Raw genomic sequence first — 23,548 nt, 5'->3', positions numbered from 1 at the left:
CCTTGAGTGATGGCGATGTCTTTCCACCAGGAGAAGTGATGACGCAACTCTGGCAACTGTCGGCAACCGAACTCGCGAAGCGCGTGCGGCAGCGTGAAGTGTCCGCGCGCGACGTGGCGGAATCCGTGCTCGACCGGCTGGACGCCGTGAATCCAGCGATCAACGCGGTGGTCGAGCATCGCCCCGACGACGTGCGGCGGCAGGCCGACGAAGTCGATCGCGCGATCGCGCGCGGCGACGATCCGGGGCCGCTCGCGGGCGTACCCGTCACCGTGAAGATCAACGTCGACCAGGCCGGCTTCGCGACGACCAACGGTACGCGCTTGCAGGAGAGCCTGATCGCGCAAGCCGACAGCCCGGTGGTCGCGAACATCCGCAAGGCCGGCGGGGTGCTGCTCGGCCGCACCAATTCGCCGACGTTCGCGTTGCGCTGGTTCACGTCGAATCTCGTGCATGGCCGCACGCGCAATCCGCGTAATCCGTCGCTGACGCCGGGCGGATCGAGCGGCGGCGCGGCGGCGGCCGTCGCGGCCGGGATCGGCCCGCTCGCGGTCGGCACCGACATCGGCGGCTCGGTGCGTTACCCGGCCTATGCGTGCGGCGTACACGGCATCCGGCCGTCGCTCGGCCGCGTGCCGGCGTTCAATGCATCGTCGCCCGAGCGGGCGATCGGCGCGCAACTGATGTCGACGGCTGGGCCGATCGCGCGCACGATCGACGATCTGTCGCTCGCGCTGCGGGCGTTCTCCGCACCGGACGCGCGCGATCCGTGGCACGTCGCGGTGCCGTTCGACGGGCGCGCGGTGCCGAAGCGCGCGGCGTTGTGCGTGCGTCCGCGTGGCCTCGAGGTCGTGCCCGAAGTCGAGGCCGCGTTGCGCGATGCCGCGCGTCGGCTCGTCGATGCAGGCTGGACCGTCGACGAGATCGACGATACGCCGCCGATGCGCGAGGCGGCGCTGCTGCAGGAGCAGCTGTGGCTGGGCGACGGGTTCGACGCGCTGGCGAACGCGGTCGAGCAAGACGGCGATCCGGGCGCGGCCGCGGTGATCGCCGCCGTGCGCGGCAAGGTGCGCGACCTGCCGGCCGACGTGATCAGTCGCGCACTGGTTCGACGCACGACGCTGACGCGGCAGTGGCGGCTGTTTCTCGATGAATATGCGGTGTTGCTGCTGCCTGTTTCCGCGGAACTGCCGTTTCCGGACGATCTCGACCGGCAAGGGCCGGACGGGTTCGAGCGCGTGTGGGAAGCGCAGCTCACGTTGCGCGCGCTGCCCGCGATGGGGCTGCCGGGGCTGGCCGTCACGACGTCGCTCGTGAACGGCGTGCCGGTGGGCGTGCAGGTGGTGGCCACGCATCATCGCGAGGATCTGTGTCTGCTTGCCGGGCGCGATATCGAGGCGCGTGGCGCGCCGGTTGCGCCGGTCGATCCGGTGGCGTGATGTGTCGACGGCGCGCGCATCGGCGAGGCTCGGCGGCTTCGTCGGTGCATCGCGTGGCCCGTGTCATTTCGGATTCCATGACGACGCGCGAAATGCGCGTCGATCGTCCCCCTCCTTTCTTTTCACCCCCTTCGATGCACGACATCGAACGGCCATCGCCCTCCATTTCCAGCCCGCGATCGACCGCGCGCCGATAGCGCGCGTCCGCTATTGCATTCCCCGCGGCGCTGATTAGGAAATGAATTTTTATTGGTTCTGCTTCCCGGACCGCACTCGCATAGTGGCGCTGACGGCTATAGACAGCACGCAAGCTGCGACGGCCGCATTCCCGGTGTTTTTGTTCATACGAATCTGCGAGAACGAGGAAGTGTCATGACGGTTGAACTGCAAGAACGAACCGCTGCGCAGCAGGCGCTCGAAGACGCGCGCGCGGCAGCCGTGGCGGCCGGCACGCCCTACGCGGGCGGCGTCGCGCCGCAAGCCGCGTGGGCGCTGTTCGCGGCGGGCGATGCATTGCTGGTGGACGTGCGCACGGCCGAGGAACGGAAATTCGTCGGTTACGTGCCGGAGTCGCTGCACGTGCCGTGGGCGACCGGCACGAGCCTGACGCGCAACCCGCGCTTCGTGCGCGAGCTGGAAGCAAAGACCGGCAAGGATGCGGTCGTGCTGTTGCTGTGCCGCAGCGGCAACCGCTCGGCGCAGGCGGCCGAGGCTGCCACGAAGGGCGGTTTCACGCAGGTATTCAACGTGCTCGAAGGCTTCGAGGGCGACCTCGACGACCGGCAGCATCGCGGCGGCCGCAACGGCTGGCGCTTTCGCGGCCTGCCCTGGGCGCAGGATTGATTCACGGCCGTTACGGGGAGAAAGCAGCATGGCCGCGTTCGACATCGACGACATCGTTCAATCGCTGCAGACGGTGCGCCGCGCATGGCGCGAAAAGCAGCGGCGCTCGCTTGAACCGGGCGGGCGCGATTTGCCGGCGCGCGAGGCACTCGCGCAGATCGTCGGCGCGCTGAAGGGCGTGCTGTTCCCGATGCGGCTCGGGCCGCCCGACCTGCGGCAGGAAAGCGAGAACCTTCACGTGGCCCACGCGCTCGACGCGGCGCTGAATGCGCTGCTCACTCAAGTGACGCTCGAATTGCGCTACGCGGCGCGTCAGCGCAATGCCGACGGGCCGCTCGACAACCTCGACGAAGTCGCGTCGAAGGCCGTGCAGGCATTCGCCGCGCGCCTGCCGGAGATTCGCCGGCTGCTCGACAGCGACGTGCTGGCCGCCTTCCACGGCGATCCGGCGGCCGGCAGCGTCGACGAGGTGCTGCTGTGCTACCCGGGCATCCTCGCGATGATCCACCACCGGCTCGCACACGAGCTGTACGGGCTCGGCCTGCCGCTGCTCGCGCGGATCATCGCCGAGCAGGCGCATGCGGAAACGGGCATCGACATTCATCCGGGCGCGCGCATCGGCGCGGGCTTCTTCATCGATCACGGCACGGGCGTCGTGATCGGCGAGACGGCGATCATCGGCGAGCGCGTGCGCGTGTACCAGGCCGTCACGCTCGGCGCGAAGCGCTTCCCGCGCGATGCGGCCGGCCATCTGGAGAAAGGGCTGGCCCGCCATCCGATCGTCGAGGACGACGTGGTGATCTATGCGGGCGCAACGATTCTCGGCCGCGTGACGATCGGGCGCGGCGCGGTGATCGGCGGCAACGTGTGGCTCACGCAGGACGTGCCGCCCGGCGAAAACGTCACGCAGGCCGTGCTGCGCAGCGAAGCGAACGCCGCGCCGCGCACGGCGGCGCGCGTCGCCTGGGAGGCGCGATGAGCGACCTCATCCATCACTTCGGCGCCAACGTGCGCAAGCTGCGCGAAGCGCGCACGTGGTCGCAGGAGCAACTGGCCGAGCATGCGGGGCTGAACCGCTCGTACGTCGGCGAGATCGAGCGTGGCGAGGCGATCGCGTCGATCGTCACGGCCGACAAGATCGCGCGCGCTTTCGACGTGTCGATCTCGACGCTGCTGCCGGGCGCGTACGTCACCTGAGCTCGCGCCGCATCGTTTCCCCTTCGGTTGCACGCCCCTGACGGCTATAGCATGTTGAGCCGGCACGGGTGTGCTTCCGATAATCACCGAGCGTCATAAGCAATCCCGTTTTTCATCTTAAGAACCCGGAGCCACACATGTCGACCGTTGCAAGCGGCATGGCCGCGCTGAGCGATCACGCCGCCCGCCAACTAGCGAACGCTACCAAGACCGTCCCCCAGCTTTCCACGATCACGCCGCGCTGGCTGACCCATCTGCTGCAATGGGTGCCGGTCGAGGCCGGCATCTATCGGCTGAACCAGGTGAAGAACCCGGAAGCCGTGCGCGCCGCGTGCACGCAGCTCGAGGACGAAAGCGTGCTGCCGCAGACCTTCGTGCCGTACGAGGAACAGCCGCGCGAATACTTCCTGAACGCGGTGAGCACGGTGCTCGACGTGCATACGCGGATCTCCGATCTTTACAGCAGTCCTCACGACCAGATCAAGGAACAGCTGCGCCTGACGATCGAGACGATCAAGGAGCTGCAGGAAAGCCAGCTGATCAACAATCCCGATTACGGGCTGCTCGCGAACGTGACCGACGAACAGCGGATCTTCCCGCTGACGGGCGCGCCGACGCCGGACGATCTCGACGAGCTGCTGACGAAGGTGTGGAAGGAGCCGGCGTTCTTCCTCACGCACCCGCTCGCGATCGCCGCGTTCGGCCGCGAATGCACGCGGCGCGGCGTGCCGCCGCCGACGGTCAGCCTGTTCGGCTCGCAGTTCCTCACGTGGCGCGGCATTCCGCTGATCCCGTCGGACAAGGTGCCGGTCGCGGACGGCAAGACCAAGATCCTGCTGCTGCGCGTCGGCGACAAGCGCCAGGGCGTCGTCGGCCTGTATCAGCCGGGCGTCGCGGGCGAGCAGGGGCCGGGCCTGTCGGTCCGCTTCATGGGGATCAACAACCAGGCGATCGCGTCGTACCTGATCTCGCTGTATTGCTCGCTCGCGGTCCATTCGCCGGATGCGCTGGCTGTCCTCGATGACGTCGAAATCGCCAAGTTCCATGACTATCCCGACACCTATCGTTAATCCCGGCGTGGCCGCCGGCGACGCGCACGCGTTGCCGCACGCGCCGCTGCCGGCCGGGTTGCCCGATCCGGCGACGCTTGCGCGGCTCGCGTCCGAGTTCTTCGCGACGCCGCCCGGGCAGGCCACCGCGCCCGGGCTGTCGGCGGGCAGCGGCGCGGTCGGCGGCGTGCCGTCGGCATTGCCGGCGGCGGCGCCGATCCTCGCGTCGGTCAGCAACCCGGTGCCGGGCGGCTCTCCGCTTGCAGGCCCGGGCGGAGCGGGCACCGGCGTGCCGGGGCTCGCGCTGCCGCAAGGCAAGGTACCGGGCGCGAACCTCGCGCCGTCCGCGCCGACGCATGTGTTGTCGCTCGGCAACCGCGCACCCGCGCTCGCGCCGCATGCGGCCGCGCAGAACGGGCTGCCCGACAACGCCGTGTCGATCGCGCCCGCGCTCGAACCGCGGGTCGGCGGCGCGGCGCTCGGCGTGCCGCAGGTGAACGCGGCCGCACCGGAAGGCGCGACGAAGGCGTCGCCGTACTACTTCACCGACGGTTCGCTGCAGGGCTGGCAGGCGACGCCGCAGGACATCGTCGTGCCGTCGAACGGCCTCGCGTCGCCGGAAGCGTTCGGGTTGCCGGGCGACGACGCGCTGCGCGAACTGCTCGCCGTGCGTCGCGACGTGCCGGTGTCGCGTGGGTCGGGCGCCGACGTGCCGCGTTATTTCATCGACGATGCGCAGGCGGCCGAGCCGCAGGGCCAGCCGTATCGCGGCGCCCACCCGCCGTTCGACGTGAACGCGGTCCGCCGCGATTTCCCGATCCTTCAGGAGCGCGTGAACGGCAAGCAGCTCGTCTGGTTCGACAACGCGGCGACGACGCACAAGCCGCAGGCCGTGATCGACCGCCTCGCGTACTTCTACGCACACGAGAACTCGAACATCCACCGCGCGGCCCACGCACTGGCGGGCCGCGCGACGGATGCGTACGAGCATGCGCGGGAAACGGTGCAGCGCTTCATCGGCGCATCGTCGCCCGACGAGATCGTGTTCGTGCGCGGCACGACCGAGGCGATCAACCTGATCGCGAAGACGTGGGGCGTGCAGAACGTCGGCGAAGGCGACGAGATCGTCGTGTCGCATCTCGAGCATCACGCGAACATCGTGCCGTGGCAGCAGCTTGCCGCGCAGAAAGGCGCGAAGCTGCGCGTGATTCCGGTCGACGATTCGGGGCAGGTACTGCTCGACGAATACCGGAAGCTGCTCAACGATCGCACGAAGATCGTGTCCGTCACGCAGGTGTCGAACGCGCTCGGCACGGTCGTGCCGGTGAAGGAGATCGTCGAGCTCGCGCATCGCGCGGGCGCGAAGGCGCTGGTCGACGGCGCGCAGTCGATCTCGCACATGCGGGTGGACGTGCAGGCGCTCGATGCGGATTTCTTCGTGTTCTCCGGGCACAAGATCTACGGGCCGACCGGGATCGGCGTCGTGTACGGCAAGCGCGCGATCCTCGACGACATGCCGCCGTGGCAGGGCGGCGGCAACATGATCGCGGACGTGACGTTCGAGCGCACGGTGTTCCAGCCGCCGCCGAACCGCTTCGAAGCCGGTACCGGCAACATCGCGGATGCGGTGGGGCTGGGTGCCGCGCTCGATTACGTGAACCGCGTCGGCATCGAGAACATCGCGCGCTACGAGCACGATCTGCTCGCGTATGCGACGAGCGTGCTCGCGCCGGTGCCGGGCGTGCGGCTCGTCGGCACCGCGCGCGACAAGGCGAGCGTGCTGTCGTTCGTGCTGAAGGGCTATGAAACCGAGGAAGTCGGGCAGGCGCTGAACGAAGAGGGCATCGCGGTGCGCTCGGGGCACCACTGCGCGCAACCGATCCTGCGGCGTTTCGGGCTCGAGGCCACGGTGCGGCCGTCGCTCGCGTTCTACAACACGTGCGACGAAGTCGATGCGCTGGTGAGTGTCGTCAGGAGACTGGCGGCGCGACGTTGACGTCGTCGTTCTCGTTGCGCCGATGTTGTCCACTTGCGGCGGCCTTCGCGGGCCGCCGCAAGCGTTTTCATGCTACCCGGTCAGAAGCGCACGACCGGCTTCTTCTCGACGTTGAACCCGTCGCGCAGCACGCACGTGATCGAACGCACGCGTTGCGATGCGCGATGACCGTATCGACCTCGTGTTCAGGCGTGCGCGGGAATGCGCGCCGGCGCGGTACGGCAGGTGAACGGCGAGCATTCGAAACGGACAAATATGCAGCGAATCAACGTCCGGCCAGCATCCGCCCGCCGACCCCTATCAGCAACAGCCCGGCCGCCGTATCGAGCACGGCCTTGCGCTGGACCAGCAGCCGGCGCACCGACGGGTGCGACGCGAGCAGCGCCATCGTGCAATACCATGCGGCCGAGATCGCGACCGACAGCGCGACGACCGACAGATCGAGCCACGCCGGCGCGTGGGCCGGCACCATCAGCGCGAAGATGCTGCCGTAGAACGCGACGGATTTCGGGTTCGTCATGCTGACGACGTAGCCCTTTCTCGCCGCGTGCCAGTCGGACATCGCGGCCGGCGCGGAAACGGGCAGCGGCTTGCGCGCGGTCGCGATCATCTTCAGGCCGAGCCAGATCAGGTACGCGGCGCCCGCCAGCCGCAGTGCGGTGTGAACCCATGCGACGTGCGTGACGAGCAGGCTCAACCCGCCGATCGCGATCGCGGCCCAGGTGCCGGACGCCGCGGCCAGGCCGAGCCCCGTCATCACGCCGGCGCGACGCGACGCGACCGCGGTGGAGGTGACGATCACGAAGTTCGGGCCCGGGCTGGCGACGCTCAGCAGCAGGACGCCGGCGAGCGGCAGCAGGGTGTTGGCGATGGGTGACATGGGGTGGAAGCGGCGTGGCGGAACGGATCTTGATCTTACCCGAGCGCGGCAGGCGGCTTCGTCGAACCCGGCATTCCGTGGCGCCAAAGCAAACAACGCGTGACGACTTCCGTCGCCACGCGTTGTTGCAGGATTCTGCCCAACCGCGCGCACGCCGACAAACCGGCGCGCACGCTGCCGCGTCGTCAGAAATCGAACCCCGGCCCGCCCGCACCCGGGCCGCCCGGCGCGGCGGCCGGCGCCGCGTCCTTCGGCGCTTCGAACACGGTCGCATCCGTCGTCAGCAGCAGCCCGGCCACCGACGCCGCGTTCTGCAGCGCGGTGCGCGTGACCTTGGTCGGATCGAGCACGCCCGATTCGACGAGATCGCCGTACTCGCCCGTCTGCGCGTTGTACCCGAAGTTGCCCGTGCCTTCGGCGACCTTCGCGACGACGACGCTCGCTTCCTCGCCCGCATTCGTGACGATCTGGCGCAGCGGTTCCTCGAGCGCGCGCAGCACGATCTTGATGCCCGCGTCCTGATCGGCGTTCGCGCCCTTCAGTTCGCGGATCGCCTGCCGCACGCGGATCAGCGCGACGCCGCCGCCCGGCACGATGCCTTCCTCGACGGCCGCGCGCGTGGCGTGCAGCGCGTCGTCGACGCGGTCCTTCTTCTCCTTTACCTCGATTTCGGTCGCACCGCCGACCTTGATCACCGCCACGCCGCCCGCGAGCTTCGCGACGCGTTCCTGCAGCTTCTCGCGGTCGTAGTCGGAGGTCGCCTCGTCGATCTGCACGCGGATCTGCTTCACGCGCGCCTCGATGTTCTTCGCATCGCCCGCGCCGTCGATCACCGTGGTGTTTTCCTTGCCGACCTCGATGCGCTTCGCCTGGCCCAGTTCTGCCAGCGTTGCCTTCTCGAGCGTCAGGCCGGTTTCTTCCGCGATGACTTGACCGCCGGTCAGGATCGCGATGTCCTCGAGCAGCGCCTTGCGGCGATCGCCGAAGCCCGGCGCCTTGACCGCGACCGTCTTCAGGATCCCGCGGATGTTGTTCACGACGAGCGTCGCGAGCGCTTCGCCTTCGACGTCTTCGGCGATGATCAGCAGCGGCCGGCCCGACTTGGCGACTTGTTCGAGCACCGGCAGCAGGTCGCGGATGTTCGAGATCTTCTTGTCGTGCAGCAGGATGTACGGGTTTTCGATCTCGGCGATCTGCTTGTCCGGATTGTTGATGAAGTACGGCGACAGGTAGCCGCGGTCGAACTGCAGCCCTTCGACGACGTCGAGCTCGTCGGCGAGCGACTTGCCGTCCTCGACGGTGATCACGCCTTCCTTGCCGACGCGGTCGATGGCCTCGGCGATGCGCTGGCCGATCGATTCCTCGCCGTTCGCGGAGATCGTCGCGACCTGGGCGATTTCCTTGCTGGTGGTGGTCGGCTTGCTGATCTTCTTCAGTTCGTCGACGGCCGACGCGACGGCCTTGTCGATGCCGCGCTTCAGGTCGAGCGGATTGAGCCCGGCCGCCACGTATTTCTGGCCTTCTCGGACGATCGCCTGCGCGAGCACGGTGGCCGTCGTCGTGCCGTCGCCGGCCGCATCGCTGGTGCGCGACGCGACTTCCTTCACGAGCTGGGCTCCGATGTTCTGCAGCTTGTCCGCGAGTTCGATTTCCTTCGCGACCGACACGCCGTCCTTCGTGACGACGGGCGCGCCGAAGCTGCGTTCGAGCACGACGTTGCGGCCCTTCGGCCCGAGCGTGACCTTCACCGCGTTCGCGAGGATGTTGACGCCTTCGGTCAGTTTCGACCGGGCGATGTCGCTGAAAATGATTTCCTTGGCTGCCATGATTGCGCTCCGTTATTGATTGACGACCGCGACGATGTCTTCCTCGCGCAGCACGAGAAACTCGTTGCCGTCCACCTTGACGGCTTGCCCCGCGTACTTGCCGAACAGCACGCGCTCGCCGACCTGAAGGTCGGGCACGATGCGCTGGCCGTCCGTGTCCTTGCGGCCGGGGCCCACGGCGATGACTTCGCCCTGATCGGGCTTTTCGGCGGCGCTGTCGGGGATCACGATGCCCGACGCGGTGGTGGTTTCCTGATCGAGTCGCTTCACGATCACGCGATCGTGCAAGGGGCGTAGGCTCATTGGTTCGTCCTGTGCGGTTCTGTCGAAATTGGCTGGCACTCTTTGGCAGAGAGTGCTGACGAGTATAAAAACGCGCGGCGGCGCGATCCAATAACGGATTTCGAAAAGCATTTGCGCGAATGCGCTATGGACGAACAGCAGCCGGTGCAGGCCGTCAGATCAGCAGCGACACCGTCTTGAACAGCGCGAGGTCCTCCTTGCGCGCGGATCGCGCGTGCCGGCGGATGACATGCAGCAGGCAATCGATGAAGCAGCGCGCGGCGTCGCTGAGCGTGCTGCTGCGGCGCGTGACGATGCCGAGCTCGCGCGGTTCGAACGTCTCCTTCAGCGACAACGCGCGCATCCGGTCGCCGGACGGCGGCACGGCCGCGAGAATCGTCGGGCACCACGTGCACATGTCGGCCTGTTCGAGCATCGTCTGCAACATCGCGACCGACTGCGCGCGGACGATGCGCCGCTCGTCGATCCGGGCGCCGTGGCGCGTGAACAGATAGTCGACGAGCGCGGCCTGCCCGTCGGCCGCGAAGTTCAGCACCCAGTCGTTGTCGAGCAGGTCGTGGATCGACCGCGCGCGTTCGAGCGGATGGCCGGCGCGCACCATGACCGACGTCTCGTAGCGCAACATCGGCTCGCATGCGAATTCCTGCGTGCCGCCCGGCTGCACGTGCCCGAGCGCGAAATCCATGCTGCCGTCGCGCAGCAGCGGTTGTGCGACGGCCATCAGCGCGTCGTAGAGTTCGAGCCGCACGTCGGGCATGTGCTCGCGAAATCGCAGCACCGCTTCCGCGAGGAACGTCATCGTGAGCCACGGCGTGACACCGATGCTCAGTCGGCCCTCGACGCGGCCGCGCATGCGTTCGAGATCGCTCTGCGCGTGTTCGAGCTGTTTCAGCACGAGCCTCGCGTGCGTGAGCAGCGTCTTGCCGTAGTCGGTGAAGCCGATCCCCTCCGGCGCGCGCACGAGCAGCGGCAGGCGCTCGCTCGCCTCCAGCTCGCGCAGCGCACGCGTGACGGCCGCCTGCGACAGCCCGAGCGAGCGTGCCGCGCCGCGAATGCTTCCAGCCTCCGCGCTGGCGACGAGCGCCTGCAACTGATGCAGCTTGATCGTGCTCATGGTGCGATACCCGACAACGAAAGGTTGTCATCATAACGAAACCGCGGCTGTTCGACGGGATTTTCGCTACCTACGATTAGGGCACGATCGGTCATTCGGGCGATCGGCAACCGGAATGCATCGAGGAGAATCGGGTTGGACCATTCATCCATTCAGCCGGAAATGGCGGCGATCGAGGCGGAGATGATCGCGCTGCGGCGCCGGCTGCACGCGCATCCGGAGCTGGGTTTCGACGAGCATGCGACGAGCGATCTCGTGGCCAAGCATCTGACAACGTGGGGTTATCGGGTGACGCGCGGGCTCGGCGGCACCGGCGTGGTCGGCACGCTCACGCGCGGCGCCGGGAAGCGGCTCGGGCTGCGCGCCGACATGGACGCGCTGCCGATTCGCGAGGCCACCGGGCTGCCGCATGCGAGCCGGCACGACGGCGTGATGCACGCGTGCGGTCACGACGGCCATACGACGATGTTGCTCGCGGCCGCGCGCTGTCTGGCGGAACGCGCATGCTTCACGGGTACGCTGAACCTGATCTTCCAGCCGGCGGAGGAAGGGCTCGGCGGCGCGAAGCGGATGATCGACGACGGGCTGTTCGCGCGCTTTCCCTGCGACGCGGTGTTCGCGATGCACAACGTGCCGGGCCTGCCGGCCGGCGTGCTCGGCTTCTGCGACGGCCCGGCGATGGCGTCGGCCGACGAGGTGCGCGTGCGTGTGACCGGGCGCGGCGGGCATGGCGCGGCGCCGCACCTGACGGTCGATCCCGTGGTCGTATGCGCGTCGATCGTGATGGCGCTGCAAAGCGTCGTGTCGCGCAACGTCAATCCGCAGGATCTGGCCATCGTCACGGCCGGGTCGATTCATGCGGGCACGGCATCGAACGTGATTCCCGCGCATGCGGAGCTCGCGCTCAGCGTGCGAGCGCTTTCGCCCGACGTGCGCGCGCTGCTCGAAACGCGCATTCGCGAGATCGTGCACGGGCAGGCCGCGAGTTACGGCGCGACGGCCGAGATCGATTACCGCCACGACTATCCGGTGCTGGTCAATCACGCGGCGGAGACCGCGTTCGCGCGCGACGTCGCCCGCGAATGGGGCGGCGATGCCGCGCTGATTCCGCACCTGAAGCCGATCGCGGCCAGCGAGGATTTCGCGTTCATGCTCGAAGCGTGCCCCGGCAGCTACCTGTCGATCGGCAACGGCGACGGTGTCGGCGGTTGCGGGCTGCATCACCCGGGTTACGACTTCAACGACGCATGCGTCGCCATCGGCGCGAGCTACTGGATTGCGCTGGCGGAGCGCTACCTCGCGTGAGGCGCCCGCACGCTTTCGATCGACGATTCACACACGCAAGGAGACTGGCAATGAAGACATGGATGGCGGCGCTCGCGGTGGCGCTGGCGGCAGGAACGGCGCAGGCGGGCGACTGGGCGGGCAAGGAGATTCGCCTCGCGGTCGATCCGACTTATCCGCCGCTCGAATACAAGCTGCCCGACGGCACGCTGACGGGCTTCGGGATCGACATCACGAACGCGTTGTGCGCGGAGTTGCGTGCGCGCTGCGTGTGGGTCGAGTCGAGCTTCGACGGGATGATCCCCGGGCTGCTCGCTCGCAAGTTCGACGTGATCGCATCGTCGATGACGATCACGCCGAAGCGGATGCAGCAGATCACGTTCACGAACCGGATCTCGAACGCGCCCGCGCGGCTGATCGCGCGCAAGGGTTCGCCGCTGCTGCCGACGGCCGCCGCGCTGAAGGGCAAGCGGGTAGGTGTCGAGCAGGGTTCCGCGCAGGCCGATTACGCGATTGCGAACTGGCAACCGGCCGGCGTGCAGATCGTGTCGTATCAGAACCAGGACCAGGTCTACGCCGATCTCGTGACGGGCCGGCTCGACGCGGCATTCCAGGCGTCGATCGCGGCCAGCGACGGTTTCCTGAAGAAGCCGCAGGGCAAGGATTTCGCGTTCGTCGGCCAGGCGATCGACGACGTGAAGTACTTCGGGCAGGGCGACGGACTCGGGCTGCGCAAGCAGGACAACGATCTGCGCGAGGCATTCAACCGCGCGCTCGCGACGATTCTCGCGAACGGCACGTACCAACGGATCAACCGGAAGTACTTCGACTTCGACATCTACGGCGCGAAGTAACGCGCGGGACCGGCACGAGGGGACGGTGCGCGGCTCGCCGCGCACCGGAAACGGAAGCAGCATCGCACCTGTGCGAGCGGCGGACCATGAACCGCCGGCTCGCCACGGTAAATCATATCGATAAGGATTACATATAATGAAATGGAGATTTGTTTTCGTCGCGATTCCGGCGCTGTGCGCGGCGCCCGCGTTCGCGCAAGGCAGCGTCACGCTTTACGGCCTCGTCGACGCGGGTATCGACTATACGAACAACGTCGGCGGGCACGGCGCGTGGCAGATGGCAAGCGGCTTCGCACAGGGTAGCCGCTGGGGGCTGAAGGGCACCGAGGACCTCGGCGGCGGCTACAGCGCGCTGTTCCAGATCGAGAACGGTTTCAACGTCAACAGCGGCACCCTCGCGCAGGGCGGTCGCATGTTCGGGCGGCAGGCGTACGTCGGGCTCGGCAGCGCACGGTTCGGCACGCTGACGCTCGGCCGGCAGTACGACGCGCTCGTCGACTATCTCGCGCCGACCACCGCGAACGGCAGTTGGGGCGTCTATCCGTTCGCGCATCCGTTCGACAACGACAATACCGGCAACACGTTTCGCGTGAACAACACGGTCAAGTACACGAGCCCGGATTTTTCCGGCTTTTCGTTCGGCGGCACGTACAGCTTCAGCAACGACACGGGCTTCGCGAACAACCGGCAATGGAGCGTCGGCGCGCAGTACGAGCACGGCGGCCTGCTCGTCGGCGCGGCGTTTCTCAACGCGGACAACCCGGGTGCGACGTCGGGCGGTGCGATCGCCGGTTCGGGGTCGGTCGGCGCCGATGCCAATTTCGCGTCGGCGCGGTTGCGGATCTTCGGCGCGGGCATCAACTACACGGCGGGGCCCGCGACGGTCGGCTTCGCTTACACGAACAGCAACGTCACGCGGCCGGGCGCGAACGTCGGCTACCTGTTCGGCGACGAAACGATCGAGCCGGTGACGGGCCCGCTCGCGGGCGGCACGGTCACGTCGATCAAGTACCAGAACTTCGAAGTGAACGGCAAGTATCAGTTCACGCCGGCGCTGTTCGTCGGTGCGCAGTACGTGTACACGACAGTGCGCTATGACGCGACGACGGGCTCCGCGAAACCGAAGATTCATTCGATCGGGCTGATGGCCGACTACAACCTGTCGAAGCGCACGGACGTGTACCTGATGGGCGCATTCCAGCGCGTGGCGGGCGACGCGACCGGCTCGTCGCTCGACCAGGCTTACATTCCCGGTGCGGCGGATCTGTCGTCCACGTCGAAGCAATTGATGGTGCATGCCGGGATTCGTCACAAGTTCTGACGAGGTCATCCGGGAAGCGGCGAGCGCGGCACGAGGCCGTCCGCCGCTCGCCGCCCGTGCATCTCGCGTCGCTCACTGAGCGACGCGAATCACGACCTTGCCGAAGTGCTGCCCCGACTCCAGGTACGCATACGCCTGCGGCGCTTCGTCGAAGCCGAACACGCGATCGACCACCGGCTCGATCCGTTTCGCGTCGACGAGCCGCACGACGTCGTCGAGCATCGTGCGGCTGCCGACCATGAAGCCGTGCAGCCGCCGGAAGCCGCCGATCAGCGGCAGCAGCGCGAGTTCCGGGCCGCCGAAGCTGCTGAGTCCGCCGATCACCGACACGAGGCCGCCCAGCTTCGTCGCGGCGACCGAGCGCGGCAGCGTGTCGCGGCCGCCGACTTCGACGACCAGATCCGCGCCGGCGCCGCCGGTGAGCCGCAGCACTTCGTTTTGCCATTCGGGTGTCGCGCGATAGTTGATCGTTGCGTTCGCACCGAGTGCGCGGGCGCGTTCGAGCTTCGCGTCGCTCGACGAGGTCACGATCGTGCGCAGCCCGGCCGCCTGCGCGAGCTGCAGCGCGATGATCGACACGCCGCCGGTGCCGAGCAGCACGACAGTCGCGCCCGGCGCCAGCCCGCCGTCGACGAACAGCGCGTTCCACGCGGTGACGCCCGCACACGACAACGTCGCCGCCTTGTCGTAGTCGAGATGCGCGGGAATCGCCACCAGCGCCGTTTCGTCGGCGACGAAGCGTTCGGCCAGCACGCCGTCGAATTGCGCGCCGGGCGAGCCCGATACTTTGTGCGGCGTCGGCGGCCCGTCGATCCAGCGCGGGAAATAGGTATTGATCACGCGGTCGCCCGGCTTGAAGCGCGTGACGTCGCGGCCGGTCTCGACGACTTCGCCGGCGCCGTCGGCGACCGGGATCAGCGCTTCCTTTCCGATGCCGAGATAGTCGCCGCGCGCGAACATCAGGTCGCGATAATTCAGCGCGGCCGAGTGGATCTTCACGACGACGTCGGTCGGCCCGACCGGATGTTCCGTCGCATCGACGCGACCGAGCCCGGCAATGCCGTCGCCCGGTTTGATTTGCCATGCATGCATGTCGGCTCCTTTTCGAGATAGTCGGGACTATCATAGTGTCGCGCCCGGGGACGCATTGGCGAGAATTCGGCCAATGATTGTCGCCGGTGTGGAAACAACCCTGTCATCCCATTTCATCGGAGCGGAACGACATGGACGAACGGCTCAGAGGCGTCGCCGAATTCGTCGACGTGGTGGAATCGGGCAGCTTCGCGGCGGCGGCGCTGCGCCTCGGCATGACGCGCTCGGCGGTCGCGAAGATCGTCGCGCGGCTCGAACAGCGTCTCGGCGCGAGGCTGCTGCAGCGTACGACGCGCCAGCTCGGCCTGACCGACGAAGGGCACGTCTATTACGAGCAGTGCCGGCGGCTGCTCGCCGAACTCGGCGAGACGGAGGCCGCGCTCGACGCGGGCCGCCGCGAGCCGGTCGGGCGCGTGCGCATCAGCGTGCCCGTGCTGTTCGGGCGGCAATGCGTGGCGCCCGTCGTGCGGCGCCTCGTCGAGCGTCATCCGCGGCTCGAAATCGACGTGTCGTTCAGCGATCGCGTGGCCGACCTCGTCAACGACGGTTTCGACCTGGCGGTGCGCATCGGCGAACTGGCCGATACGAGCGCGCTGGTCGGCCGCAAGCTCGGCGTGCAGCGCATGGGCATCTGCGCATCGCCCGCGTATCTCGCGCGTCACGGCCGGCCAGCGGGGCTCGCCGAACTCGCGTCGCACGTCGGCATCGCGTATTCGCGCGGCGGACAGCCGGCGCCGTGGCGGATCATCGGCGCGGACGGCGCGGTGCACGACCATCGCGCGGCCGGCCGCCTGCGGTTAGACGACCTGCAGGCGATCGCAGACGCGGCCGCCGCCGGTGCGGGCCTCGCGTGGCTGCCGTGCTGGCTGATGGCGCCGTACGTGCGCGACGGCCGTCTCGCGCTCGTGATGGACAGCGACAGCGTGTCGGGCGCCGAGGTGTTCGCGGTGCGGCCGGCTGCGCGTCACGTGCCGTCGAAGGTGCGGGTGGTCGTCGATGCGCTGGTCGACGAGATTCCGCGGATGCTGGCGTCGGACGACGCGAACGGCGAGCGCGCATGACGGCGGCCGATTCTCCGATGACGGCGCGCAATCCGGTTGGCTGCACGTCGCGCTTGCTCTCGTCTCACATATCGAGAAGGTAACCGGTAAGGCGCTACGTATTCTTTTCCATTGTCTCCAACGCTCGGCGTAACAATGTCAGTTCGATCACTTCGAGTTGGTACGCGAAGCGCGACTGGACCCGCCTCATCATCATGGAGCCGACGGACAATCCAAAGACGAGGGCGATACCCCAGAGAATCGCCGTGTTGATGAAGTTTCCGGAGACGAATCCGCTCGCCAGCGTATTCCCCAGCCACGGCAATCCACCCGCATCCTTAATGTTGGTGAACGTGATGGCAAGAAGCGCATATGCTGCCGCGCCGCTACCAAAGAATGAAGCGACACGCGAATCGAGGCGTTTCACCTTGATCCGCAGGCAATGCTGCGCGCATTTGAGGGTGTCGTCCGCATAGCTGTTCAGCAATCGGGCGTTCTTTTCGTCGGTTTCTATCTCGCGGATGAGCGTATCCAGCGCTTCTTGCTTCCAGTGACACATCTTTACGACGCCGACGATGGGTTCCACAACGAGAGAGAGCAGGCTGAGGACGACTGTAAAGGTATAGAGTGTGACTGCCGGAATCACCTGCCACTCGGCAGCCGCCAATTTATGCCACCCGGCTAACAAGAGGAGCAGCAGAAAGCAGAAGCCGCCACTGCCAAGGAGGAGTGTGGAGGCCTTCCGCGCGCGCTCCATAGACAACGTTTTTATTGGACGGTAAGGCTCGCAAGTATCGAGCGTTTTCAGTAGTTCCGTGATTTTCGACATGACGACTCCGATGAAAATTCGATGGTTGGATGGCGTGCCTGCATGGTCTTGAAAGCGACATCAACATGCGGATGCGCGCGTGAACGACGGCGCACGACGGGATGATGGGGCGGGGATGCGCATTCCTGTCTCGATTACGGTTTGGAAAGCATGGGCAAGCACGCGCTGCTTGAGCCGCATATTCCCGCACCCCGTTAGCATGTGACGAATCCGACTTTGGGCGCCGCGCGAGCAACGCTAAGATCGCCGCTCCCGTAGCTCGAGCGTCAACAAAAATGAAAAAGTCCGCGTCGCCGTTGCATGCCGTTCGTTTCCGTGTCGTCTGCGCCGCGATTGCCGGCGCGGTGTCGCTCGCGTCGTGCGGCGGCGTCGACAGCAATCCGCCGCCGCAGGCCAGCGCGACGCCGTCGGCCAAGCGCCCGAACATCCTGTACATCATGGCCGACGATCTCGGCTATTCCGACATCCACGCATTCGGCGGCGAGATCAATACGCCGAACCTCGACGCGCTCGTCGCATCGGGCCGCATCCTGTCGAACCATCACACGGGCACCGTCTGCGCGATCACGCGCGCGATGCTGGTGTCGGGCACCGATCACCATCTCGTCGGCGAAGGCACGATGGGCGTGCCGACCGACGAGCGGCGCGGGCTGCCCGGCTACGAAGGCTACCTGAACGACCGCGCGCTGTCGTTCGCGCAACTGCTGAAGGACGCCGGCTATCACACCTATATCGCGGGCAAGTGGCACATCGGCTCCGGAATCGTCGGCAGTACGACGGGTAGCGGGCAGACGCCCGACCAGTGGGGCTTCGAGCGCAGCTACGTGCTGCTCGGCGGCGCGGCGACGAACCACTTCGCGCACGAGCCGGCCGGCTCGTCGAACTACACGGAAGACGGCCGCTACGTGCAACCGGGCCAGCCCGGGCAGCCGGGCGGCGCGGGCGGCAGCCCGGCCGTGTTCTATTCGACCGATTTCTATACGCAGAAGCTGATCTCGTACATCGATGCGAACAGGCAGGACGGCAAGCCGTTCTTCGCGTACGCGGCCTATACGTCGCCGCACTGGCCGCTGCAGGTGCCCGATCCGTGGCTGCACAAATATGCGGGCGTCTACGACGCCGGCTACGATGCGATCCGCAACGCGCGGATCGCGCGACAGAAGGCGCTCGGCCTGATTCCGGCGGATTTCAAGCCATTCGACGGGCTGCCCGAGACGACGACGGCATCGCCCGCGACCGCGAACAACGGCACCGCGAACGCGAAGTACATCAGCGCGGTACATTCGGCCGCGGACGGCTACAGCGACTACGGCAGCGGCAAGGTCGACAAGCTGTGGTCGAGCCTGTCGCCGGCCGAGCGGAAGGCGCAGGCGCGCTACATGGAGATCTACGCGGGGATGGTCGAGAACCTCGACTACAACATCGGACTCCTGATCCAGCATCTGAAGGACATCGGCGAATACGACAACACGTTCATCATGTTCCAGTCGGACAACGGCGCGGAAGGCTGGCCGATCGATTCCGGCGCGGACCCGACCGCCACCGACACCGCGAACGCGCAGGAGCCGGTCTATTCCGCGCTCGGCACCGACAATGGCAAGCAGAATGCGCAGCGCCTCCAGTACGGGCTGCGCTGGGCCGAAGTGAGCGCGGCGCCGTTCCGGCTCACGAAGGGCTATTCGGGCGAAGGCGGCGTATCGACGCCGACGATCGTGCACCTGCCGGGCCAGTCGCAGCCGTTGCCGACGCTGCGCGCGTTCACGCACGTGACCGACAACACGGCGACGTTCCTCGCGGTCGCGGGCGTCACGCCGCCGTCGCAGCCGGCGCCGCCGCTCGTCAACACGCTGACGGGCGTCGACCAGAACAAGGGCAAGGTCGTCTACAACAACCGCTACGTGTATCCGGTCACCGGCCAGTCGCTGCTGCCCGTGCTCACCGGCTCGGCGACGGGCGAGGTGCACACGACGCCGTTCGGCGACGAAGCGTACGGTCGCGCGTACCTGCGCAGCGCCGACGGCCGCTGGAAGGCGCTGTGGACCGAGCCGCCGCTCGGGCCGCTCGACGGTCACTGGCAACTGTACGACCTCGCGTCGGATCGCGGCGAGACGACCGACGTGTCCGCGCAGAACCCGTCGGTGGTCGGCACGCTCGTCGACCAGTGGAAGGCCTACATGAGCAACGTCGGCGGTGTCGAGCCGCTGCGTCCGCGCGGCTATTACTGATCGCGGGGCGAGACGATGCGGTTGCGTTTCTGGACGATCGGCGCGGCGCTGGCCGCCACGCTGTTCGCCGCCGCGTTCGCGGCGGGCTATGCGAATCCGGCGGCGCCGGCAGGCGACGCGTTCGACGAGCTGAATCGCGGCCGCGCGCTCGCGCCGCTCGGTTCGGAGCGCGCGTGCGAACGCTATTCGGGGTTGCCCGCGAAGTGGCGCGACGATCCGAAGGCCGGAATGGTGCATCTGCGCGGCGGCGCGTTCGTGTTCGGCAGCACGCGCGGCTATGCGGACGAGCGTCCGGCGGGCGACGGGCGCGCGCGTGTCGGCGGCTTCTGGATCGACCAGACCGACGTGACGATCGCGCAGTTCGCGGCATTCGTGCAGGCGACCGGTTACGTGACCGAGGCCGAGCAGCAGGGCGGCGCGGCGGTGTTCCATGTGCCGACGCGCGACGAGTTGAATGCGCGCGACCTCGCGTGGTGGTCGTGGGTGAAGGGCGCGTCGTGGCGGCATCCGCGCGGGCCCGGCAGCAACGTGGACGGGCTCGGCAACCTGCCGGTGACGCTCGTCACGCAGCGCGATGCGCTCGCGTATGCGCACTGGCTCGGCCGCGACCTGCCGACCGAGGCCGAATGGGAATATGCGGGCAAGGCCGGCCGCGACGACGCATCGCTCGATGCGGCGCCGCGCGATGCGCACGGCAAGCCGGCCGCGAACTACTGGCAGGGTGCGTTTCCGGTGCTCGACTCGGCCGAGGACGGCCATGCGGGGCTGGCGCCGGTCGGCTGCTATGCGGCGAACGGCTTTCGTCTTTACGACATGATCGGCAACGCGTGGGAATGGACGAAGGACGCGTACACGGGCCCGCATCAGTCGCACACGAACGGCGATACGGCGGCCGTCGCCCCGCCGACGCACCGGCACGATACGCCGATGGTCATCAAGGGCGGCTCGTTCCTGTGCTCGCGCGATTACTGCGTGCGCTATCGCGCATCGTCGCGCGAACAGCAGGAAGCCGATCTCGGCGCGTCGCATATCGGCTTCCGCACGATCCTGAGGGACGCGTCATGACGACGCGCATCGGGCGTTGGGTGGCGGCCTGGCTGCTGGCCGCATGTGGCGTCGTGCATCACGGCGCGGCGATGGCCGCCGAAGCCGCCGCTCCGGCCGTGCGCGTGGGCGTCACGCGCGGCGTGCATGCGCAGATTCTCGACGAAGTGAAGCGGGTGGCGGCCGCGCGCGGGCTGAGCGTCGACGTCGTCGAGTTCGACGATGCGTCGCGCATCGACACGGCGCTGGCCGACGGGCGCATCGACGCGGCCAGCTTCGAGGATGCGCAACAGCTTGCCGCGACGCGTGCGCGCAAGCGCTATGCGCTGACCGAAGTCGCGCCGACGGTCACGCTGCCGATGGCGTTCTATTCGCGCAAGCTGAAGCGCCTGAACGAACTGCAACCCGGCGCGACGGTCGCGCTTCCCGCCGATCCGCGCGGCTTGGCGCGCGCGCTCGTGCTGCTGCAGAACGACACGCTGGTGACGCTGCGCGAAAAAGCCGGCCTGCATGCGACGCTGCGCGACGTGACGGGCAACCGGCTCGGGCTCAAATTCGTCGCGCTGCGCCGCGACCGGCTTTACGCGGCGCTCGATACGGCCGCGTTCGTCGCGATCGACAGCGACGACGCGGCCCGCTTCGGGCTGCAGCCGGCGCGCGACAGCATAAGCCTCGAGGACGCCCGCTCGCCGTATGCGAACGTGCTGACGGTGCGCGACGCCGATCGCGCGAAGCCGTGGGTCGCGCAGCTCGTCGCCGCGTATCACTCGGACGACGTCGCGCGCTTCATCCTCACGCGCTACCAGGATTCGGTGCGGCGGCCGTGGTAGACACCTGGCTGCTCGCGTGCAACGCGTGCGGACGCTGCTGCAACAGCGCGCCCACGTTGTCGTTGCGCGAGCTGTTCCGGCATCGGCATCGCTTCGTCGGCGCGTTGACGATTCGCCGCGTGCCGAAGCGGCGGATCGGCGAACGCTGGCAGGCGGGCGGGCGCGAGCATGCGCTCGATGCGGCCGACGTCGCGGCCGCCGATGCGCTGGCGGACCGGTTGTTCCACCGCGGCGGCGGCGTGCATGGCGAATGGCTCGCGCTGACGCTGCAAGGCTACGACTATCCGTCGCTGGGCCGCTGCGCGGCGCTCGCCGACGACGGCCGTTGCGGCGTGCACGCGAACAAGCCGTCGATCTGCCGCGCGGTGCCGCTCGATCCGATGCTGCCCGACCGGTTGCAGTCGCGCGTGCTCGTGGCACGGCGCGACGATGCGGCGTGGCTGGGCGCGAACTGCATCGTCGAGGCGGGAAGCGGGCAATCCGCCGGCGAGCGGGCGTTTCCGATTCCGCTGGTGACGGCCGGGCAGGTCGCGGATCGTGCGGCGCTCGACGCGCATCGCGATGCGCTCGTGTTCGAGCGTGCGGTGTGGCGCGACGCCGTGTTCGCATCGTTGACCGATGGCGGGCACGACGTGCGTCATGCGCTGTCGCGGCTTGCGCCCGGCGGCTACCTGACCGTGTCGATCGTGCCGGTGCTGTTGGCCGTCGCACCGGTTTCCGCACGTTGTCGCGCACTGTGCATCGACTTGATCGATGCTCAACTCGCGTTGATCGGCACCCGCATCGAAGCGGCGCTCGCGCGCCGACGAGCCGACGACCGGCCGGCGACGAGCGAATTGCGCGGCTTCGCGCAGGCGCTGGAACGGGCGCGACGCGCGCTTGCGGCCATGCCGGCTCCGGCAGCCGCAACGCATGAGGACGCGCCGCGCATCGACGCGTGGCTCGACGATCGCGTCGACACCGATTCGCTTGCCGCCTGACGATCGCGGTACGCCGCGCGTGCCTTACACTTGGCGCTCTTTCAATCGTTGCAGAGCGAGCGGACATGTACGCGTCGACCTTCATTTTCCGTGCCGGGCAGTACGACGACGAATTCCACCGGCTCGACCGGCAGATCGCCGACGTGGCGCGCGCGACGCCCGGCTATCTCGGCGAGGAAACGTGGGAGAACGCGGAAGCTGGCCTGATCCAGAACGTCTACTACTGGGAATCCGAGGCGGCGCTGCGGCAATTGATGCAGCATCCCGCGCATCTCGAAGCCAAGGCGAAGCACGCGCGCTGGCTGGACGGGTATCGCGTCGTGATTTCGCAGGTGCTTCGCGAGTACGGCGACGGCAAGCTGACGCCGCCGCATGCGGGGCCCTCCGCGTAACGGCTGCCGGTCAGGCGGTCGCGCCGGCGTCTCCCGGCGTGGCCGGTTCGCGCGCCGGGCGCTCCCAGATCGGGAACGTCGCGTTCTGGATCGACGTCTGCGCGTCGATGACCTTGCGGTGATCGATGCCGGGCAGGTCGAGCAGCCGATCGACCGCCGCCTTCGCGCCCTCCGCATCCTGCGGGAATGCGCACGCGAATTGCCTGTTCGTATCGAACAGGACCCACCAGACATCCGACGCGAACGGCCCCTGGTCGTTGGTTTCGATCAGGATCGCGCCGAGGTCGGACAGCGCGATGCCACGCGTCGCTCCGGTCCGGTCGGTCGACTCGATGCGCGTATCGGTTGCCGTCACGGTCCAGCCGCGCGGCCGGGCATTCGGCCGGGCCGCGGTGCGGGGGCCGGTGCCGGTCGGCACGGCCGCGTCCGCGGCGCCGGCGGCAAGGCCCGGCGCACCGCCCTCCTGCGCCCCCCGCCCGTCGATCCACGGTAGCGCGGCGGCGCCCGCGATCGCTGCAACCCACAAGTAGTATCCGGCCCCGAACGTACGGATCGTTTCGTAGTTCGCGTCGGTCGGGATCGTATGCCACCCGAGCGCAAAGACCACGACGACGGCCAGCAACGCCGACACGGTGCGGCTCGGCCTGAGCAGCGCGACGACGAGCAGCGGGTTGCCGAGCCATGCGAATTGCAGGTCGAGGATCGCGAGCGGCCCGAGCGCGAGCACGGTGTAGCCGTGCCACCAGCTCACCGCGCCGGCCGCATTCGGCGGTTCGGCCGCGACGGGCAGCAGCGACGCGACATACAGCGCGACGATCACGATGCGCGCGAGGTTCAGGCGGGGCGAAGCGGAGCGAATCTGCATGTTGCCTTCTCGTGGTGCACGATCATGCGAAGCGACGAATGCCGGACGGCGGGGCCGTCATTCACGACGCGCGGCGCCGATGTGGCGACGCGCCGAACGCGATTGTGGGCGATTCGCGCCGCGATGTCGAACGCGCGATATCCGG

Annotated in this window: 22 protein-coding genes; 15 read left to right on the top strand and 7 right to left on the bottom strand. The window is 68.0% G+C overall.

The window, feature by feature from the left end; translation table 11 throughout:
- Positions 1-38 precede the first annotated feature (38 nt).
- The 6 genes from C5F75_RS27935 to C5F75_RS27910 all read left to right on the top strand — a co-directional run bounded on the left by C5F75_RS27935 (position 39) and on the right by C5F75_RS27910 (position 6,524).
- The gene (locus C5F75_RS27935; RefSeq protein ID WP_104013040.1) at positions 39-1,439 is read left to right on the top strand and encodes an amidase family protein; all 1,401 of its coding nucleotides are present in this window, start codon (positions 39-41) and stop codon (positions 1,437-1,439) included.
- A 372-nt stretch (positions 1,440-1,811) separates the two neighbouring features.
- Complete coding sequence (locus C5F75_RS27930; protein WP_104013039.1) at positions 1,812-2,282, top strand: rhodanese-like domain-containing protein; 471 nt, start codon at positions 1,812-1,814, stop codon at positions 2,280-2,282.
- A gap of 28 nt (positions 2,283-2,310) precedes the next feature.
- Positions 2,311-3,261: a serine O-acetyltransferase EpsC gene (gene epsC / locus C5F75_RS27925; RefSeq protein WP_059640414.1), complete on the top strand. Its 951-nt coding sequence runs from the start codon at positions 2,311-2,313 to the stop codon at positions 3,259-3,261.
- On the top strand, positions 3,258-3,479 hold the full coding sequence (locus tag C5F75_RS27920; protein WP_011356215.1) for a helix-turn-helix domain-containing protein: 222 nt from the start codon (positions 3,258-3,260) through the stop codon (positions 3,477-3,479). The genes epsC and C5F75_RS27920 overlap by 4 nt, the downstream gene beginning before the upstream one ends.
- Positions 3,480-3,616: 137 nt before the next feature.
- On the top strand, positions 3,617-4,549 hold the full coding sequence (locus C5F75_RS27915) for a family 2A encapsulin nanocompartment shell protein (RefSeq protein ID WP_104013038.1): 933 nt from the start codon (positions 3,617-3,619) through the stop codon (positions 4,547-4,549).
- On the top strand, positions 4,524-6,524 hold the full coding sequence (locus C5F75_RS27910) for a family 2A encapsulin nanocompartment cargo protein cysteine desulfurase (protein ID WP_104013037.1): 2,001 nt from the start codon (positions 4,524-4,526) through the stop codon (positions 6,522-6,524). The genes C5F75_RS27915 and C5F75_RS27910 overlap by 26 nt, the downstream gene beginning before the upstream one ends.
- A 265-nt stretch (positions 6,525-6,789) precedes the next feature.
- Here C5F75_RS27910 and C5F75_RS27905 read toward each other — a convergent pair whose 3' ends face one another.
- From C5F75_RS27905 to C5F75_RS27890, 4 genes are all read right to left on the bottom strand, one after another.
- Positions 6,790-7,404, bottom strand: coding sequence for a LysE family translocator (locus tag C5F75_RS27905; RefSeq protein WP_104013036.1), 615 nt, complete (start codon positions 7,402-7,404; stop codon positions 6,790-6,792).
- Between the two features lie 185 nt (positions 7,405-7,589).
- The gene (gene groL, locus C5F75_RS27900; protein WP_059579935.1) at positions 7,590-9,230 is read right to left on the bottom strand and encodes a chaperonin GroEL; all 1,641 of its coding nucleotides are present in this window, start codon (positions 9,228-9,230) and stop codon (positions 7,590-7,592) included.
- Positions 9,231-9,242: 12 nt separating this feature from the next.
- Entirely contained in the window at positions 9,243-9,533 is a 291-nt protein-coding gene (locus tag C5F75_RS27895) for a co-chaperone GroES (RefSeq protein ID WP_011694564.1), read from the bottom strand.
- A 154-nt stretch (positions 9,534-9,687) separates the two neighbouring features.
- Positions 9,688-10,647: a LysR substrate-binding domain-containing protein gene (locus C5F75_RS27890; protein WP_059579937.1), complete on the bottom strand. Its 960-nt coding sequence runs from the start codon at positions 10,645-10,647 to the stop codon at positions 9,688-9,690.
- 183 nt (positions 10,648-10,830) lie between these two features.
- Here C5F75_RS27890 and C5F75_RS27885 point away from each other — a divergent pair, with 183 nt between their 5' ends.
- The 3 genes from C5F75_RS27885 to C5F75_RS27875 all read left to right on the top strand — a co-directional run bounded on the left by C5F75_RS27885 (position 10,831) and on the right by C5F75_RS27875 (position 14,106).
- The gene (locus C5F75_RS27885; RefSeq protein WP_407641364.1) at positions 10,831-11,952 is read left to right on the top strand and encodes a M20 aminoacylase family protein; all 1,122 of its coding nucleotides are present in this window, start codon (positions 10,831-10,833) and stop codon (positions 11,950-11,952) included.
- Between the two features lie 50 nt (positions 11,953-12,002).
- Positions 12,003-12,785, top strand: a complete 783-nt coding sequence (locus C5F75_RS27880; RefSeq protein ID WP_104013034.1) for an ABC transporter substrate-binding protein — start codon at positions 12,003-12,005, stop codon at positions 12,783-12,785.
- 136 nt (positions 12,786-12,921) lie between these two features.
- Complete coding sequence (locus tag C5F75_RS27875; protein ID WP_104013033.1) at positions 12,922-14,106, top strand: porin; 1,185 nt, start codon at positions 12,922-12,924, stop codon at positions 14,104-14,106.
- 72 nt (positions 14,107-14,178) lie between these two features.
- On the opposite strand, the gene C5F75_RS27870 is transcribed toward C5F75_RS27875, so the two are convergent.
- A complete protein-coding gene (locus C5F75_RS27870; protein ID WP_104013032.1) occupies positions 14,179-15,198 on the bottom strand; it encodes a zinc-dependent alcohol dehydrogenase family protein in 1,020 nt (339 codons plus the stop codon).
- A gap of 131 nt (positions 15,199-15,329) precedes the next feature.
- On the opposite strand from C5F75_RS27870, the gene C5F75_RS27865 reads away from it, so the two are divergent.
- Positions 15,330-16,259 (top strand): LysR family transcriptional regulator, encoded by a 930-nt coding sequence (locus C5F75_RS27865; protein ID WP_104013031.1) that lies wholly within the window; start codon positions 15,330-15,332, stop codon positions 16,257-16,259.
- Positions 16,260-16,353: 94 nt separating this feature from the next.
- Here the strand turns inward: C5F75_RS27865 and C5F75_RS27860 are convergent, their stop codons facing one another.
- Positions 16,354-17,067: a hypothetical protein gene (locus C5F75_RS27860; RefSeq protein ID WP_104013030.1), complete on the bottom strand. Its 714-nt coding sequence runs from the start codon at positions 17,065-17,067 to the stop codon at positions 16,354-16,356.
- Positions 17,068-17,342: 275 nt separating this feature from the next.
- On the opposite strand from C5F75_RS27860, the gene C5F75_RS27855 reads away from it, so the two are divergent.
- The 5 genes from C5F75_RS27855 (at position 17,343) to C5F75_RS27835 (ending at position 22,538) form a co-directional block, all read left to right on the top strand.
- On the top strand, positions 17,343-19,292 hold the full coding sequence (locus C5F75_RS27855) for an arylsulfatase (protein WP_059579955.1): 1,950 nt from the start codon (positions 17,343-17,345) through the stop codon (positions 19,290-19,292).
- 15 nt (positions 19,293-19,307) lie between these two features.
- Complete coding sequence (locus C5F75_RS27850; RefSeq protein WP_059579958.1) at positions 19,308-20,357, top strand: formylglycine-generating enzyme family protein; 1,050 nt, start codon at positions 19,308-19,310, stop codon at positions 20,355-20,357.
- Positions 20,354-21,166: a MetQ/NlpA family lipoprotein gene (locus tag C5F75_RS27845; RefSeq protein ID WP_059579961.1), complete on the top strand. Its 813-nt coding sequence runs from the start codon at positions 20,354-20,356 to the stop codon at positions 21,164-21,166. Before C5F75_RS27850 ends, C5F75_RS27845 begins: the two co-directional genes overlap by 4 nt.
- Entirely contained in the window at positions 21,160-22,146 is a 987-nt protein-coding gene (locus tag C5F75_RS27840) for a YkgJ family cysteine cluster protein (RefSeq protein ID WP_059579965.1), read from the top strand. Before C5F75_RS27845 ends, C5F75_RS27840 begins: the two co-directional genes overlap by 7 nt.
- Positions 22,147-22,211: 65 nt before the next feature.
- A complete protein-coding gene (locus C5F75_RS27835; RefSeq protein WP_059579967.1) occupies positions 22,212-22,538 on the top strand; it encodes an antibiotic biosynthesis monooxygenase family protein in 327 nt (108 codons plus the stop codon).
- A 10-nt stretch (positions 22,539-22,548) separates the two neighbouring features.
- Here C5F75_RS27835 and C5F75_RS27830 read toward each other — a convergent pair whose 3' ends face one another.
- The gene (locus tag C5F75_RS27830; protein ID WP_104013029.1) at positions 22,549-23,403 is read right to left on the bottom strand and encodes a hypothetical protein; all 855 of its coding nucleotides are present in this window, start codon (positions 23,401-23,403) and stop codon (positions 22,549-22,551) included.
- Positions 23,404-23,548 lie beyond the last annotated feature (145 nt).

Origin of the sequence: Burkholderia anthinoferrum (assembly GCF_002925705.1) — a bacterium.
Taxonomy (GTDB): Bacteria; Pseudomonadota; Gammaproteobacteria; order Burkholderiales; family Burkholderiaceae; genus Burkholderia; species Burkholderia semiarida.
This window is presented reverse-complemented; position numbering and strand designations above follow the sequence as displayed.